Source organism: Streptomyces sp. MK37H (genome assembly GCF_018035285.1).
GTDB classification, from domain to species: Bacteria; Actinomycetota; Actinomycetes; order Streptomycetales; family Streptomycetaceae; genus Streptomyces; species Streptomyces endocoffeicus.
The window spans coordinates 1-15300 of record NZ_JAAAYH010000215.1 but is presented as its reverse complement, the minus strand read 5'-3'; the positions used below and the strand labels follow the sequence as shown (position 1 = coordinate 15300).

The 15300-nt window shown below is 72.2% G+C and carries 15 protein-coding genes; 8 read left to right on the top strand and 7 right to left on the bottom strand.

The features are described 5' to 3' along the window. Positions 1–64 precede the first annotated feature (64 nt). From GWI24_RS46345 to GWI24_RS26600, 3 genes are all read left to right on the top strand, one after another. Positions 65–193, top strand: coding sequence for a hypothetical protein (locus GWI24_RS46345; RefSeq protein ID WP_267950671.1), 129 nt, complete (start codon positions 65–67; stop codon positions 191–193). A gap of 156 nt (positions 194–349) precedes the next feature. Then, positions 350–1528, top strand: a complete 1179-nt coding sequence (locus GWI24_RS26605; RefSeq protein ID WP_210948439.1) for an acetyl-CoA acetyltransferase — start codon at positions 350–352, stop codon at positions 1526–1528. Between the two features lie 71 nt (positions 1529–1599). After that, positions 1600–2292, top strand: coding sequence for a pyridoxal 5'-phosphate synthase (locus tag GWI24_RS26600; RefSeq protein ID WP_210948438.1), 693 nt, complete (start codon positions 1600–1602; stop codon positions 2290–2292). Between the two features lie 68 nt (positions 2293–2360). Here GWI24_RS26600 and GWI24_RS26595 read toward each other — a convergent pair whose 3' ends face one another. Next, positions 2361–2828: a Zn-ribbon domain-containing OB-fold protein gene (locus tag GWI24_RS26595; RefSeq protein WP_210948437.1), complete on the bottom strand. Its 468-nt coding sequence runs from the start codon at positions 2826–2828 to the stop codon at positions 2361–2363. Then, a complete protein-coding gene (locus GWI24_RS26590; protein WP_210948436.1) occupies positions 2810–3262 on the bottom strand; it encodes a DoxX family protein in 453 nt (150 codons plus the stop codon). The genes GWI24_RS26595 and GWI24_RS26590 overlap by 19 nt, the downstream gene beginning before the upstream one ends. Before the next feature lie 218 nt (positions 3263–3480). Here GWI24_RS26590 and GWI24_RS26585 point away from each other — a divergent pair, with 218 nt between their 5' ends. From GWI24_RS26585 to GWI24_RS26570, 4 genes are all read left to right on the top strand, one after another. Further along, positions 3481–4635 carry an NAD(P)/FAD-dependent oxidoreductase gene (locus tag GWI24_RS26585; protein WP_210948435.1) on the top strand — a complete coding sequence of 385 codons (1155 nt, stop codon included), beginning with the start codon at positions 3481–3483 and terminating at the stop codon, positions 4633–4635. A gap of 205 nt (positions 4636–4840) precedes the next feature. Then, positions 4841–7090, top strand: a complete 2250-nt coding sequence (locus GWI24_RS26580; protein ID WP_210948434.1) for an acetate--CoA ligase family protein — start codon at positions 4841–4843, stop codon at positions 7088–7090. Positions 7091–7106: 16 nt separating this feature from the next. Continuing rightward, positions 7107–7922 (top strand): enoyl-CoA hydratase/isomerase family protein, encoded by an 816-nt coding sequence (locus GWI24_RS26575; RefSeq protein WP_210948433.1) that lies wholly within the window; start codon positions 7107–7109, stop codon positions 7920–7922. 105 nt (positions 7923–8027) lie between these two features. After that, positions 8028–8663, top strand: a complete 636-nt coding sequence (locus GWI24_RS26570) for a flavin reductase family protein (RefSeq protein WP_247616923.1) — start codon at positions 8028–8030, stop codon at positions 8661–8663. A gap of 415 nt (positions 8664–9078) precedes the next feature. Here GWI24_RS26570 and GWI24_RS26565 read toward each other — a convergent pair whose 3' ends face one another. Next, the gene (locus GWI24_RS26565) at positions 9079–10413 is read right to left on the bottom strand and encodes an MFS transporter (RefSeq protein WP_210948432.1); all 1335 of its coding nucleotides are present in this window, start codon (positions 10411–10413) and stop codon (positions 9079–9081) included. Between the two features lie 112 nt (positions 10414–10525). Between GWI24_RS26565 and GWI24_RS26560 the strand changes: the two genes are divergently transcribed. Next, positions 10526–11581, top strand: coding sequence for a GlxA family transcriptional regulator (locus GWI24_RS26560; RefSeq protein WP_210948431.1), 1056 nt, complete (start codon positions 10526–10528; stop codon positions 11579–11581). Positions 11582–11640: 59 nt separating this feature from the next. Here the strand turns inward: GWI24_RS26560 and GWI24_RS26555 are convergent, their stop codons facing one another. The 4 genes from GWI24_RS26555 to GWI24_RS26540 form a co-directional block, all read right to left on the bottom strand. Beyond that, entirely contained in the window at positions 11641–12309 is a 669-nt protein-coding gene (locus GWI24_RS26555) for a substrate-binding domain-containing protein (RefSeq protein ID WP_210948430.1), read from the bottom strand. A gap of 148 nt (positions 12310–12457) precedes the next feature. Beyond that, positions 12458–13507 (bottom strand): Zn-dependent alcohol dehydrogenase, encoded by a 1050-nt coding sequence (locus GWI24_RS26550; RefSeq protein ID WP_210948429.1) that lies wholly within the window; start codon positions 13505–13507, stop codon positions 12458–12460. A gap of 21 nt (positions 13508–13528) precedes the next feature. Then, on the bottom strand, positions 13529–14995 hold the full coding sequence (locus GWI24_RS26545) for an aldehyde dehydrogenase (protein ID WP_210948428.1): 1467 nt from the start codon (positions 14993–14995) through the stop codon (positions 13529–13531). Continuing rightward, positions 14992–15300, bottom strand: a 309-nt coding sequence (locus GWI24_RS26540) for an acyl-CoA dehydrogenase family protein (protein ID WP_281790598.1), incomplete at its 5' end; no start/stop codon positions are given. The genes GWI24_RS26540 and GWI24_RS26545, both read right to left, overlap by 4 nt.

Genomic DNA, 15300 nt, shown 5'->3' with positions numbered 1-15300 from the left:
GGAGCGCGACCGGACCGGCGGTGGCCCTGTCCTCCGGGGCCTGTCGGAGGAGCGAGGAGGGGTAATGGACGATCGGAGCACGCAGGAGACAAGCGACGCCCGGTGGACCGGCCCGGACAAGTGGCAGGTCGTGATCGGAGTGCTGAGCCTTCTGGTGGCGATCGCCGCTTGCGTGGGGCAGTTCCTGCAGTAACCGGGCGCCTCACGCGTGGTCCGGACGGGGCTTGTGTTCGAGCGCGAGCACGGCCATACGGGAGATCGTCCGGACCACCCCCTTCCCCCTGGACCTCGGTGTGCTCGCGCAGGCGCCCCCCTTCCGCTCCACCGAATCTGATGTACCGTCAGGTTCATGCCGCCCGCAGCGCAGCGCAACCGTAAGGTCGCCGTCGTCGGCGTCTCCCTCTCCGACTGCGGCCGCGTCGACACGGCCACCCCCTACGCCCTCCACGCCCAGGCCGCCCGCCGGGCCCTCGCCGACTCCCGTCTCGACCGGTCGGTCGTCGACGGCTTCGCCTCGGCGGGGCTCGGCACCCTCGCGCCGGTCGAGGTGGTCGAGTATCTGGGGCTGCGGCCGGCCTGGACCGACTCGACGGCCGTCGGCGGCGCCACCTGGGAGGTCATGGCGGCGCACGCGGCGGACGCGATCGCCGCCGGGCACGCCCGCGCCGTTCTGCTCGTCTACGGCTCCACCGCCCGCGCCGACATCCGCGCGGGCCGCCGCACCGCGAACCTCTCCTTCGGGGCGCGCGGACCGCTCCAGTTCGAGGTCCCGTACGGGCATACGCTGGTCGCCAAGTACGCGATGGCCGCGCGCCGCCATATGCATGAGTACGGCACCACCCTCGAACAGCTGGCGGACATCGCCGTTCAGGCACGCATCAATGCCGGGCACAATCCGGACGCGATGTTTCGAGAACCGATCACGGTCGATGACGTCCTGAGTGGCCCGATGATCGCCGACCCCTTCACCAAGCTGCACTGCTGCATCCGCTCGGACGGCGGCTGCGCGGTGCTGCTCGCGGCCGAGGAGTACGTACCGGACACGGCGAAACCCCCGGTGTGGGTGCTGGGCTCGGGCACGGCGGTCTCGCACACCACCATGTCCGAATGGGAGGACTTCACGGTCTCCCCGGCCGCGGCCTCGGGGCGGGCGGCCTTCGCGCGGGCGGGCGTCCGGCCGTCGGACATCGATGTGGCCGAGCTCTATGACGCCTTCACCTATATGACCCTGGTGACGCTGGAGGACCTCGGCTTCTGCCCCAAGGGCGAGGGCGGGGCCTTCGCGGCGAAGGGGCGGCTGACACGGGACGGCGAGCTGCCGACCAACACCGACGGCGGCGGCCTCTCCGCCTGCCACCCGGGGATGCGCGGACTGTTCCTGCTGGTCGAGGCGGTACGGCAGCTGCGCGGCGAGGCCGGGGAGCGACAGGTGCGCAAGGCGGGCGGACGGCTGCCGGAGCTGGCCGTGGCGTCGGGCACGGGGGGCTGGTTCTGCTCGGCGGGCACGGTGGTCCTGGGCCGCGGCTGACGGGCCCCGCCCCGGCCGTACGCATGCCCTCGCTTGCCCCGGCCCCTCACGGGTGATCGGATGGGGAGCCGATGAGCGACGACCAAGATGAGGCTGAGGCATTCCGCGCACTGCTACGCGGCCTGCGCGTACCCCATGCGGGCGAACTGCCCGTCTTCGACCCGGCCACGGCCCCGGACGCACCGCTTCCGCTGTTCCGGCGGTGGCTGCGCGAGGCCGCCGAGGCGGGGGAACCCGGACCGCACACCATGTCCCTGGCCACCGCGGGGGCCGACTGCCGTCCGTCCCAGCGCACGGTGATGCTGCATGACGCCGATGAGCGCGGCTGGCACTTCGGCACCCATCGCACCAGCCGTAAGGGCCGCGAGTTGGCCGAGCGGCCGTATGCCTCGCTCGCGTTCCACTGGATGCGGTCGGGCCGTCAGGTGCGCGTCAGCGGGCGGGTCGGCGAGGCCGGGCGGGAGGAGAGCGCGGCCGATCTGCGCGGCCGGTCCCCCGCGGCGCTCGCGGCGGCGCTGGCCGGGAGCGGACGGCAGAGCGAAGTGCTCGGCTCGTACGAGGAGCTGCTACGGGCCTTCGAGACGGCGTACGAACGGGCCGAACGCGAACCGGACGCGACCGCCCCCACCTGGACCCTGTACGTCCTGGAGGCCGACGAGGTCGAGTTCTACCAGGAGGAGGCCCGGCGGCGGCACGTACGGGTCCGCTACCGCCGCGACCCCGGGGAGCCCGGCGGCTGGCGGCGAGAGCTGCTGTGGCCATAACGGCGACGCGGCCGTTCGGCGACGACCGTAAGGCGTGCACCGTTGAACAAGACGGCCGTAACGCGGCACTAGGCAGGCACCGGCCGGAAGACAGGAACGACCGGCACATCCCCCTCGGCCGCCTCGGCGGCCTCCGGCGCCCGGAACGCCACCCGGAGCCGCATCCCCACCCTCGGTCCGCTCTCCGGGACCTCGATGAGCTCGGTCATCATCCGCGGCCCCTCGGCGAGGTCGACGACGGCGGCGGTGTACGGGACGCGGGCGCCGAACGGCGGCAGGTCATTGCGGTGCACCACGGACCACGTATAGAGCGACGCCGCACCGCTCGCCTCTTCCCAGGCGACGTCCTCGCTCCAGCAGTACGGGCAGAACTCACGCGGGTAGTGATGGGTCCGGCCGCACCCGCCGCAGCGCCGGATCAGCAGCCGGCCCTCGGCGGCGGCGTCCCAGTAGGGGCGGGTGAAGGCGTCGATCTCGGGCAGATCGAAGCGCGGAGCGCCCGCGGACGGCGTCGGGCTCACAGGAACAGCCCCCATGCCTCGTCGAGCGACCAGGTCTGCCAGCTCATGCCGAAGAGCCCGACCACGGAGATCAGCACCATCATCGAGTTCTGCCCCTGCTCCGCCCAGTCGTGGATCATGAGCAGGAAATAGAGCAGATTGAGCACGATCGCGCCGATCAGGGCGATGGGGGTCAGAAAACCGAGCGTCAGCCCGAGGCCGAGGGCGAGTTCGGCGTAGACGACGACGTACGCCATGACCTTCGGACGGGGTGTGACCACCGCGTCGAAGCCGCCGCGGACGAACGCCCAGCGGTGCTTGGCGGCCACGCCCACCGCCCAGCCGATACCGGTGCCGCGCTCGAACCAGTCCTTCTTGTCCTTGTGCCGCCAGCTCTCGAGCCACCACAGGCCGAGTCCGATGCGCAGTACGGCGAGCCATTCGGCCCCGTCGAGCCCGATCGTCCGCACCGTTCCCCACCCCTCCCGTCCCCGCGAATCTGACGGTACGTCAGTTTCATGGCCGGGCACGGCCCGCGCAAGGGGTCGCACCGGCGCAACAAAATCCGACAGGACATCGCGACGACGGTCCGGCGCCGACCGACCGTGACCTCTCCGCAACCCATCCGGAATCACTTTGACCGGTCGTTTGACAGAAACCCGTCAAATACCCGACTACGCTCACCCGCATGGCCGACCGCTCCCCCGAGAAGTCCTCACCCGTCTATGTGATCGGCGGTGGACCGGGCGGACTCGCCGCCGCTGCCGCGCTCAGCCACCGCGGGATCCGCGCCGTCGTCCTGGAGAAGTCCGACGCGGTCGCCGCGTCCTGGCGGAACCACTACGACCGGCTGCATCTGCACACCACGCGCAGGCTCTCCGCGCTTCCCGGGCTGCCGATCCCCCGGTCCTACGGACGGTGGGTCGGACGCGACGACGTGGTGCGCTACCTGGAGCGCTATGTCGAGCACCACCGGCTGGATATCGTCACGGGCGTCGAGGTCTCCCGCATCGACCGGTCGTCCGACGACGCGGAGTGGGTGCTGCGCGCCACGGGCGGCCGTGCGCTGTCCTCGCCCGTGGTCGTCGTCGCGACGGGCTTCAACCACACCCCACGGCTGCCGGACTGGCCCGGCCGCGCCGGCTACACCGGTGAGCTGCTGCACGCCGCCCACTACCGCAACGCCCGCCCCTTCGAGGGCCGTGACGTCCTGGTGGTCGGCGTCGGCAACACCGGCGCCGAGATCGCGGTCGATCTGGTCGAGGGCGGCGCGGCCCGGGTGCGGCTGGCGATCCGCACCGTGCCGCACATCCTGCGCCGCTCGACGGCCGGATGGCCCGCACAGGCGACCGGCATCCTGGTGCGCAGGCTGCCGCGGCGCGCGGTGGACCGGGCGGCGCGGGTGATGTGCCGGGTGAGCATGCCGGATCTGACCGAGCACGGCCTGCCCTGGCCCGACACCGGGCTCTACACCCGCGTACGGGAGGGCGCGATCCCGGTCCAGGACGTGGGGCTGGTCGACGCGGTGCGGACGGGACGAGTGGAAGTGGTCTCGGCGGTTGACTCCTTCGATCTGGACAAGGTGGTCCTGGCCGACGGCTCGCGGATCAGCCCCGAGGTGGTGATCGCCGCGACCGGCTACCGGCGCGGCCTGGAGGAACTGGTCGGCCATCTGGGCGTGCTGGACGACCGCGGCCGCCCCCTCCCGCACGGTCGGCGAACCCTGAAGGGCGCGCCGGGACTGCACTTCACGGGCTATACGAACCCGATCAGCGGAATGCTGCGCGAGCTGGCCATCGACGCCCGGAAGATCGCCAAGACGGTCGCCCGCACGACGGCATGACGGCGAGGCGGGGCGGGCCGCGATTCCACCGCCCCGCCGTCACCCTGCGTGTTCCCCACGCCCCGAGCATTCCTGACAGGCCGTCAGTTCAGTAACCTGACTACTGGGTAATGTGACTTGGCGTCAGTTTCGCTGCGGCGGCCGACGCCGAATCCCCTGGTCACCTACCCGGTTATTGGCCAACGAGCAGGAGTGGCGGATACCGATGCTTGGATCGACCTACGGCACCCTGACCACCAACTCCCGTCATGCCCGCGCCGTCGCCTGCGGTCAGACCCCCGGCCCCGCCGTGCATGTCCACAGCAGGCCCGCGGCGGGCGGGACCGCCGAAGGCGTGGACGACGTGGACGTCAGCGGGCGCCCGCTGACGTCCGCCGTCCCCGATCTGGACCACTTCTTCCATCCCGAGTCGGTGGCCCTCATCGGCGCCTCCGACGCGGACTGCCGCCCCAACACCGGTATCACCCGCCAGCTCCTGGCCTGGGCCGAACGCGTCGGCGCCCGGTTGCACCCCGTGCATCCCTCCCGTCCCGCCGTCTTCGGCATTCCGTGCGTACCGTCCGTGGCCGCGCTGCCCGAACCCGTCGACCTGGCCGTCCTCCTCGTCCGCGACCCGCTCCCGGTGATCGGGGAACTCGACGGGAGCAAGGCGAGGTTCGCCGTCGTCTTCGCCTCCGGCTTCGCCGAGACCGGCCCCGAGGGTGCCGCCGCGCAGGCCCGGCTGGCCGCCGCGGCCCGCGGCGCCGGGCTGCGGCTGCTCGGCCCCAACACCAACCTCAACGCCTTCGAGAAGTTCCGCGACGACCTCGACGGGCCCGCCATCGCCCTCATCACCCAGTCAGGCCACCAGGGCCGCCCGGTCTTCACCCTCCAGGAACTCGGCATCCGGCTCAGCCACTGGGCCCCGACCGGCAATGAGGCCGATCTGGAGACCTCCGACTTCATCTCCTACTTCGCCACCCGGCCCGAGGTCGGCGCCATCGCCCTGTACGCGGAGGGGCTGAAGGACGGCCGCGGCTTCCTCCTCGCCGCCGACCGGGCCGCCCGCGCCAAGGTGCCCGTCGTCGCCGTGAAGGTCGGCCGCACCGAGACCGGCGCCCGCACGGCCGCCTCCCACACCGGCAAGCTGACCGGCTCGGACGCGGTGGTGGACGCGGCCATGCGGCAGTTCGGCGTGATCCGCGTGGACGGCTTGGACGAGCTTCAGGACACGGCGGCGCTGCTCGCCCGCGCCCGCCCGCCGCTCGCCGAGGGCGTCGTGGTGTATTCGATCTCCGGGGGCACCGGGGCCCACTTCTCCGACCTCGCCACCGCGGCGGGCCTCACCCTGCCCACTCTCTCTCCCGAGAAGCAGACCGAGCTCCACCAGTGGATACCCGGCGATCTCAGCGTCGCCAACCCGGTGGACAACGGCGGCCACCCGGTCGGCGACTGGCGCGGGCGCAAGATCATCGACGCGATCCTCGCCGACCCCGCCGTGGGTGTACTGATCTGCCCGATCACCGGCCCCTTCCCGCCCATGAGCGACAAGCTGGCGCAGGACCTGGTGGACGCGGCGGAGCAGACGGACAAGCTGGTGTGCGTGGTGTGGGGCTCGCCGGTCGGCACCGAGGACGCCTACCGCACCACCCTGCTGGGCTCCTCCCGCGTGGCCACCTTCCGGACGTTCGCCAACTGCATCACCGCCGTGCGCGCCTATCTGGGGCACCACCGCTTCACCGCCTCCTACCGCTCCCCGTTCGAGGACGCCCCGCGCACGCCGTCCCCCTCCCTTCGCAAGGTGCGCGATCTGCTGCGCCCAGGAGACCGCCTGAGCGAGCACGCGGCGAAACAGCTGCTGCGGGCGTACGGCATCCGGGTGCCGCGCGAGCAGCTGGTGACCAGCGCGGCCGCGGCCGTCCGCGCCGCGGGTCTGGTGGGCTACCCCGTGGTCATGAAGGCGTCCGCGCCGCAGCTCGCCCACAAGACCGAGCTGGGGCTGGTCCGGCTGGGGCTGACCTCGGCCAGCCAGGTCCGCGACACCTATCGGGAGCTCACCGACATCGCCCGCTACGAAGGCGTCGAGCTGGACGGGGTGCTGGTCTGTCAGATGGTCGAGCGCGGGGTGGAGATGGTGGTCGGCATGAGCCAGGACCCCCTCTTCGGGCCGACCGTGACCGTCGGTATAGGGGGCGTGCTCGTCGAGGTCCTCCGTGACGCTGCCGTACGCGTCCCCCCGTTCGGCGAGGACCAGGCGCGCGCGATGCTCGCCGAACTGCGCGGCCGCGCCCTCCTCGACGGTGTGCGCGGCGCTCCCCCCGCCGATGTGGACGCTCTCGTTGAGGTCGTGCTGCGGGTCCAGCGCATGGCCCTGGAGCTCGGGGACCACCTCGCCGAACTGGACGTCAATCCGCTGATGGTGCTGGAACGTGGCCAAGGTGCCGTGGCACTGGACGCCCTGGCGATCTGCCGCTGACGCATGGAGCGTTACCATGACCTCTTCCCCCCTTGAAGATTCACGTGACTCCGTTCTACGGCACACCACTGACAACGGCGTCTCGTGGATCACGCTCAACCGCCCCGCGGCGATGAACGCCATCACTCCTGACCAGCGAGAACACCTGATTTCGCTGCTGGACCACGCCTCCGCGGACCCGTCCGTCCGGGCCGTCGTGCTGACCGCCACCGGCAAGGGCTTCTGCGCGGGCGCGGATCTGCGCGGCACAGCGGACGGGGCGGAACGCGTCGCGGGCGATGTCGCCCGGCTGATCCGCGGCGGAGCTCAGCGGCTCATCGCCGCCGTCCTCGACTGCGAGAAGCCGGTGATCGCCGCCGTCAACGGCACCGCGGCCGGGCTCGGCGCCCATCTGGCCCTCGCCTGCGATCTGGTGCTGGCCGCCGAATCGGCCGTGTTCATCGAGGTGTTCATCCGCCGCGGGCTGGTCCCCGACGGGGGCGGTGCGTATCTTCTCCCCCGGCTGATCGGCCCGCAGCGCGCGAAGGAGCTGATGTTCTTCGGCGACGCGCTGCCCGCCGCCGAGGCCGAGCGGCTGGGCCTGGTCAACCGGGTCGTCCCGGACGACGACCTGGCCAAGACCGCCCGCGCCTGGGCCGAGCGCCTCGCCGCGGGGCCCACCCGCGCCCTGGCCCTCACCAAGGCGCTGGTGAACGCCTCCCTGGAGGCCGGCCGCCCGGCCGCGTTCGCCGCCGAGGCGGCGGCTCAGGAGATCAACATGACCACGGCCGACGCTCAGGAGGGCGTCCGCGCGTTCATCGAGCGCCGGCCGCCCGGGTACCGGGGCCGCTGAGGCCGCTGAGCCCCTTGAAGAACCGCGCCGTCAGGGAACCCGAGACAGCAAGGCAGAACCCGAGTAAGCGAGGAACCCGAGCAAGCGAGAAAGGGGGACGGGGCCATGATGGGACACGCCGGTATGGCCGCCACCGCCGTCCGCTACCTCCGGGCGGTCGGCTCGCCGACCGCCTCCGTACGACCGGTCGACCCGCTGCCCCCGCCGGAGCTGCGCTGTGTGCGCGACGATGAGCGGCCCCCGGTCGACCCGGCCGAATTCCGCCGCGTCCTGGGCCACTTCGCCAGCGGGGTCACCGTGATCGCCACCGTCGACGAGAACGGACCGGCCGGTTTCGCCTGCCAGTCCTTCGCCTCGCTGTCGCTGGACCCGCCGCTGGTCGCCTTCATGGTGGCCCGCACCTCCACGACCTGGCCGCGCATCGCCCGCGCGGGCGTCTTCTGCGTCAATGTCCTGGGCGCGCACCAGGGCGAGCTCTGCCGCTCCTTCGCGGTCAGCGGCTCCCGGCGCCCCGACAAGTTCGCGGGCGTCCGCTACGAGGCGTCCCCGGTCACCGGCTCACCGCGGCTCGCGGACGTCCCGGCGTGGATCGACTGCGCGATCCACGCCGTGCACACGGGCGGCGACCATCTGGTCGTGGTGGGCCGCGTCCGGGCCCTGGGCGCGGACGAGACCGCGGCGCGATCCGGGCCGCTGCTCTTCCACCGCGGCTCCTTCGGGGAGTTCACGGCGTTCCCGTAAGGCCGCGCGCGCTTCCCTAAGGCCACGCGCACTTCCGTAAGACCACGCGGCCCGTTCGCGTAAGCCCGCGCGGCCCGTATCCGTACGCCCTCACAGCCCGTATCCCTACGCCCTCACGGCCCGTCTCCGTGAGCCCGCGCGGCCTTACGGGGTGTCCCCGGCGGGTCTTTTCCCTCCCCGCCCCTTCCCGCTGCCAGGGGCTCCGCCCCTGGACCCCGAGGGTCGACGAGCCGACCGTCGCCGCCGTGAATACCCGCACCAGCACGCTGCCGCAGCGGACGCCCGCGCACGTCCGGGTCGTCCGGCCGGGGTCCGGGGCGGAGCCCCACCACGCGGCGGAGCCGCATATCGATGCTGTGGGAAGGGGCGGGGAGGGGAAACAGCCCGCCGCAGGCGTCACGAACCGCCGGTCCCCCTAGACCGTCGCCGACGCGGTCTTCGCGCCCGGGCCACGCTGGATGACCAGCGACATCAGCGCGGCGATCGCGCACAGCGCCCCCGCGCCGTACCAGACCAGGTCGTACGAGCCGAAGGCGTCCCGCGCCGCGCCGCCCACGAAGGCCACGACCCCGGCCCCCACCTGGTGGGCGGCGAGCACCCAGCCGAAGACGATCGCGCTGTCCTCTCCGTACTGCTCCCGGCACAGCGCCATCGTCGGCGGCACGGTGGCGACCCAGTCGAGACCGTAGAAGACGATGAAGAAGAGCATCGGCGGATGGACCGCGTCGTCCAGCAGGATCGGCAGGAACATCAGGGAGAGCCCGCGCAGCGCGTAGTACACGGCCAGCAGCCGTCGCGCGTCGAAGCGGTCGGTGAACCAGCCGGAGGCCACCGTCCCCACGATGTCGAAGACACCGATGACGGCGAGCAGGCTCGCGGCGGCCGTCACCGGCATGCCGTGGTCATGCGCGGCGGGCACGAAGTGGGTCTTGACGAGACCGTTCGTGGAGGCACCGCAGATCGCGAAGGCGCCCGCGAGCAGCCAGAAGGAGCCGGTGCGCGAGGCCGAGGCGAGAGCTTTGACGGCCCGCCGGGCCGCGCCGCGCCGGGGTGCGGGCCGCGGGGCGGGCGGCCCGTCGGCGCCGTACGCGGCGAGGCCCACGTCCGAGGGGTAGTCGCGCAGCAGCAGCCAGACGAGCGGGACGATCGCCAGCGCGGCGACCGAGACAGTGATCGCGGCGGGCCGCCATTCGTGCCGTTCGACGATCCAGGAGAGCAGCGGGAGAAAGATCAGCTGCCCGGAGGCCCCGCCCGCCGTAAGGATGCCGGTGACCAGCCCGCGCCGGGCCACGAACCACCGGTTGGTCACGGTCGCGGCGAAGGCCAGCGCCATGGAGCCGCTGCCGAGGCCGACCAGCACACCCCAGCACAGGATGAGCTGCCAGGGCTCGCTCATGAAGACCGTAAGGCCGCCACCGGCCGCGATGACGACGAGCGCGGCCGCCACGACCTTACGGATGCCGAAGCGATCCATCAGGGCGGCGGCGAAGGGAGCGGTGAGCCCATAGAGGGCGAGGTTGACGGAGACCGCGAACCCGATCGTGCCGCGCGACCAGCCGAACTCCTCGTGGAGCGGATCGATGAGCAAACCGGGCAGGGAGGCGAATCCGGCCGCGCCGATGATCGTCACAAAGGTGATGGCCGCGACCGCCCAGGCGCGGTGCGGTAGGCGTAGGAGGGCCCGCCGGGCGGGCTGATCCGGCTGTTCGTCCTGTTCGGGGGCTTCGGAGAGCTCGGTCGTCTGCGTCACCGGACCAGCATCGGGCAGCGGGTCGGCAGGGACGAGTGGCCCGAGGGACAGTATTCGCTAGGATCGGGCCACGCCCCTTTTCGGGCCACGTCCTGACGACGGGAGGCCGGAAGTGTCCCCAACCCAGTCCCAATCCCCGCCCCCATCCCCGCCCGAATCCGCCGACGGGCGCCATCGCGTCGTCGTCCTCGCCCTCCCCGGCGTGATCCCCTTCGAGCTGGGCATCCCGTACCGGATCTTCGGCAAGGCCCGCTCCGCCGACCGCCGGCGGCTGTACGAGGTGGTCACCTGCACCCCCGAGCCCGGTCTGGTGCCCACGGACGCCGACTTCCCGATCGCCGTGGAGCAGGGCCCCGAGGCCCTCGCCGAGGCCGACACCATCGTGGTGCCCGCCTCGTACGAACTCGGCCCGGTCCACGAGGAGGGCCGGATGACCGAGCCGCTCGGCACCGCGCTGGCTCACGCCCGGCCGGGCGTGCGCTGGGTGTCCATCTGCACCGGTTCGTTCGTGCTGGCCGCCGCCGGTCTTCTCGACGGCCGCCCGGCCACCACCCATTGGTCCAGCGTCGACCACTTCCAGCGCCTCTTCCCGACCGTCAAGGTCGATCCGAACGTGCTGTTCGTGGACGACGGCGATGTGCTCACCTCGGCCGGTGTCGCCTCGGGGATCGACCTGTGTCTGCATCTGGTGCGGCGCGACCACGGCACGGCCGTCGCCAACGACGTGGCCCGGCGCAGTGTGGTGCCACCCCATCGCGACGGCGGCCAGGCCCAGTACATCCCGCGTCCGCTGCCCGAGCCCCAGCAGGCCACCACGACGGCGGCCCGTGCCTGGGCGCTCGGCCGGCTGGACCGGCCCATCTCGCTGCGGGAGCTGGCCGCCCAGGAGTCGATGAGCGTACGGACGTTCACCCGCCGCTTCCGCGAGGAGGTCGGCGTCAGCCCGGGCCAGTGGCTGACCCAGCAGCGGGTCGAGCGGGCCCGCCATCTCCTGGAGGACACCGATCTGTCGGTGGACCAGGTGACGCGCGAGGCCGGTTTCGGCTCCCCCGCGTCCCTGCGCCAGCACTTCCAGGCGGCCATAGGCGTCTCCCCCACCGCCTACCGCCGTACCTTCCGCGCGGGCGCCGAGACCGGTACGGTTCCCGGCGCCGACGCCCGCGCGTAAGGCGGCCGCTCAGCCCGTCATCGCAGCTCTCTCGCCGTCACGGAGCCACTCCCGCGCCCTCACACGGCCGCCTCGGCGCCCTGGAGCCGCCAACTGCGGACGTGCACCCAGGTCATGTCCCGCCACCACTGCGCGTTCCAGTCGCCGCTGTGGAAGCGGAACAGCGAGATGGTCTGACCGACATGTCGTCGGGCACCCGCACTCCGGCTCGACGGAGTCGTTCCAGGACACTGACCATGGCGTCGTCCTGGGGGCACATGATCGCTGTGATCTCGCGGTCCTCGATCAGCGCGGGCACCGCGTCGGCGGGGGCTTCCGGGCCATCGGCCAGTTCGCTGACGACGGTGTCCGAGGGACACCAGGTGGTCAACGAGCTGCTCCGCGCCGTCCTCCTCGTCGCAGTAGACGCTGTTGATCGCCGGATGCGGCTCCGGCCGTCCGGCGACGACCGTCGGCACCCGTTCGACGAAGGGGGCGATGTCCCGGGCCGGAAGCAGACCGCTGCACACCACCAGGCCCTCGACCCTGAGGGAGAGGAGTCTCTGCAGGGCGCGGCGCTCCTCGTCGAGGGCGAAGTCCCGTACACCGGTCGCGGTGACGACCCTGTAGCCGCCTTCGATGGCGCGCCCCTGGAGCGCCGCGTGGAGATGTCCGTAGAAGGGGCGGACGGCGTCGCGGACGAGCACCCCCAGGGTGTGCGTCCGCTGCGCGACCAGCCCCTGCGCCATGGCGTTCTTGACGTAGCCGAGCCGCTGCCATCCAGGCGGGAACGTTCCACCAGGGCAACGTAACCGGCGGAGCCCACAAGCGAGGCAACGGCAACGGGAAAGGCAGGGTGAACAACCCTCGTCGTCAGACGCACCGGACGCCGCCCGTTCAGAAGGTGAGCACGGCACGCGCCACCCGGCCGTGGTGGGCGTCGTCGGCGGCCTTGGCGAAGTCCTCCAAGGGGTAGGTCCTGCTGACGAGTTCGTCCAGCAGCAGCCGCCCCTGCCGGTAGAGGTCGGCGTACAGCGCGATGTCGGCCTGTGGCCGTGAGGAGCCGTAGCGGCAGCCCAGGATGGCCTTGTCCAGATACATGGAGGAGACGCGGAAGGCCGCCTCGGCGTCGGCGGGCGGCACCCCGAGCAGCACCGCCTGGCCGTGCCGGTCGAGCAGATCGACGGCCTGGCGGATGAGCCGGGTGGAGCCGACGCATTCGAAGGCGTGGTCCGCACCGGTCGGCAGGAGCTCCCGTACGGCGTCGGCGGAGGGGACGAAGTGGGTCGCGCCGAACCGCCGGGCCATCGGCTCCTTGGCGGGGTTGGAGTCCACGGCGACGATGGGCGACGCCCCGGCGAGCCGGGCCCCTTGCAGCACATTGAGCCCGATGCCGCCGCTGCCGATGACGACGACCGACTCACCGCGGTCCACCTTGGCGCGGTTGAGCACGGCGCCGACGCCGGTGAGGACGGCACAGCCGATGAGCGCGGCGGGGACGAGTGGAATGTCCTCGGGGACCGGCACCACCTGGACGGCGGTGACGAGGGTGCGCTCGGCGAAGGCGGAGTTCGAGGCGAAGTTGTACAGCCGCTCGTCGCCGCGGCGGAACGGCCGGGTCGGACGGCCGATCGCCGCGCGGCACATGGTGGGGCGGCCGCGGGCACAGTCGGCGCAGGTCCCGCAGTTGGCGAGGGTGGAGAGCGCCACGTGGTCGCCGGGCGCGACATGGGTGACGCCCGGCCCGACCTCCTCGACCACGCCCGCGCCCTCGTGGCCGAGGACCACCGGGAGCGGGAAGGGGATGGTGCCGTCGACGACCGACAGATCGCTGTGGCACAGCCCGGCGGCGGCGATGCGCACCAGCACCTCGCCCGGGCCGGGGTCGCGCACCTCCAAGTCCTCGACCACGCGCGGCGCGGTGCCGTCGAAGATGACGCCTCTCATCCTCATCACCCTTCCGGTGCCTCAGGCGACCCAGACCAGCGACTGGAGTTCGCTGTACGCGTGCAGGCCGAACGAGCCGCCGTCGCGGCCGACTCCGCTTTCCTTGAAGCCGCCGAACGGTGTCTCGGGGTGGCGCTGGGCGGTGTTGATGCCGACGTTTCCGCTGCGCAGACGGGCGGCGAGGGCCCAGGCGCGGCCCGCGTCGGCGCTGAAGACGTAGTCGTAGAGGCCGTAGGGGGTGGCGTCGGCGATCCGCACCGCCTCGTCCTCATCGTCGAAGGGCAGGGCCACGACGACCGGGCCGAACAACTCCTCGCGCGCGACGGTCATCGCGGGGTCGGCGTCGGCGATCAAGGTGGGAGCGACATAGAAACCGGGCTTGAGCGCCGGGCGTTCGCCGCCCACGACGATCCGGGCGCCCTGCTCACGGGCGCCGGAGACATACGCCTCGACGTGATCGCGCTGCGCGGCGGAGATCAACGGGCCGACGACCGTGGAGTTATCCACAGGGTCCCCGATCTTCAGTGACTCTGCGTAGTGTGTGAGTGCGGCGATGACCTTCTCGTACAGCGATCGATGTACGAGCACACGGGTCGGCGCCGTGCAGATCTGCCCGCTGTGAAAGGAGAAGGTCGAACCGACCGCCCCGACCGCCGACGCGATCACTCGCTCGTCGGCGTCCCCCAGGACGATGGCCGCGCCCTTGCCCCCCAGTTCCATCAGGGTGCGCTTCATCGACCGCCCCGCGGATTCGGCGATCTTCTTCCCCACGGCGGTGGATCCGGTGAAGCTGACCATGTCGACACCGGGGTGCGCGACCAGCGCCTCGCCGGCGGCCGCGCGCGAGCCGGTGACGACATTGAAGGCACCGTCCGGGAGCCCGGCCTCCTTCAGCAGGGGGCCGAGCTCGAGACAGCACAGCGGATCTTGCGGCGCGGGTTTGGCCACGACCGTATTGCCCATGGCCAGGGCCGGGGCCACCTTGCCCGCGAGATTCGTGAGAGGGAAGTTGTAGGAGGTGATGCAGCAGACGACACCCAGGGGACGGCGGACCGCTGCCGCCCCGATCAGCCCGCCGGGCGCCAGCGGGGTGGCGGCCAGGGGCAGCGGGGCCAGCGGCACGGTGTCCGGTTCGAGGGCGCCGCGCGCATAGCGGCGGAAGCGGTCGATCGCCGGGGGCACCTGGAGGGACGAGGTGACGCGCAGCGTCGCCCCGGTCTCCGCCTGGACGAGGGGCACCAGGTCCGGGGCGTGCTCGGCGAGCAGATCGGCGGCCCGGTCGAGTACGGCGGCGCGCTCCTTTGGGGCGGTGCGCGACCAGCCGTCGTACGCGGCCCGGGCGGCCCGGACCGCGGCGTCCACATCGGCCGGGTCGGCCTCGGGGGCATGGCCGACGGTTTCCTCGGTGGCGGGATTGATGACGGGGTAGTGCCCGTTCCCGGGAGCCCGCCACGAGCCGCCGATCCAGTGCGCGTAGGTCTTCGTCATCGGCGTGATTCCTTGGGGAGGTGAAGTACGCGCTCGGCGATGATGGTGCGCTGGATCTCGTCCGAGCCGCCGTAGATGGTGTCGGCGCGGGAGAAGAGGAAGAGACGCTGGAAGGCGTCGAGTTCGTACGGCCGGCCGGCGGTCCAGCGCGCCGGGCCGAGTGCGGCCGCGGCGCCTCTCACCTGCACGGCCAGCTCGCCGAGCCGCTGATGCCAGCCGCCCCACAGCAGCTTGGCGACGCTGGGCGCGCCGGGATCCTGCGGGCCGGAGTACTGGAGTCCGGAGTGCTGCGGGCCGGGGGTAGG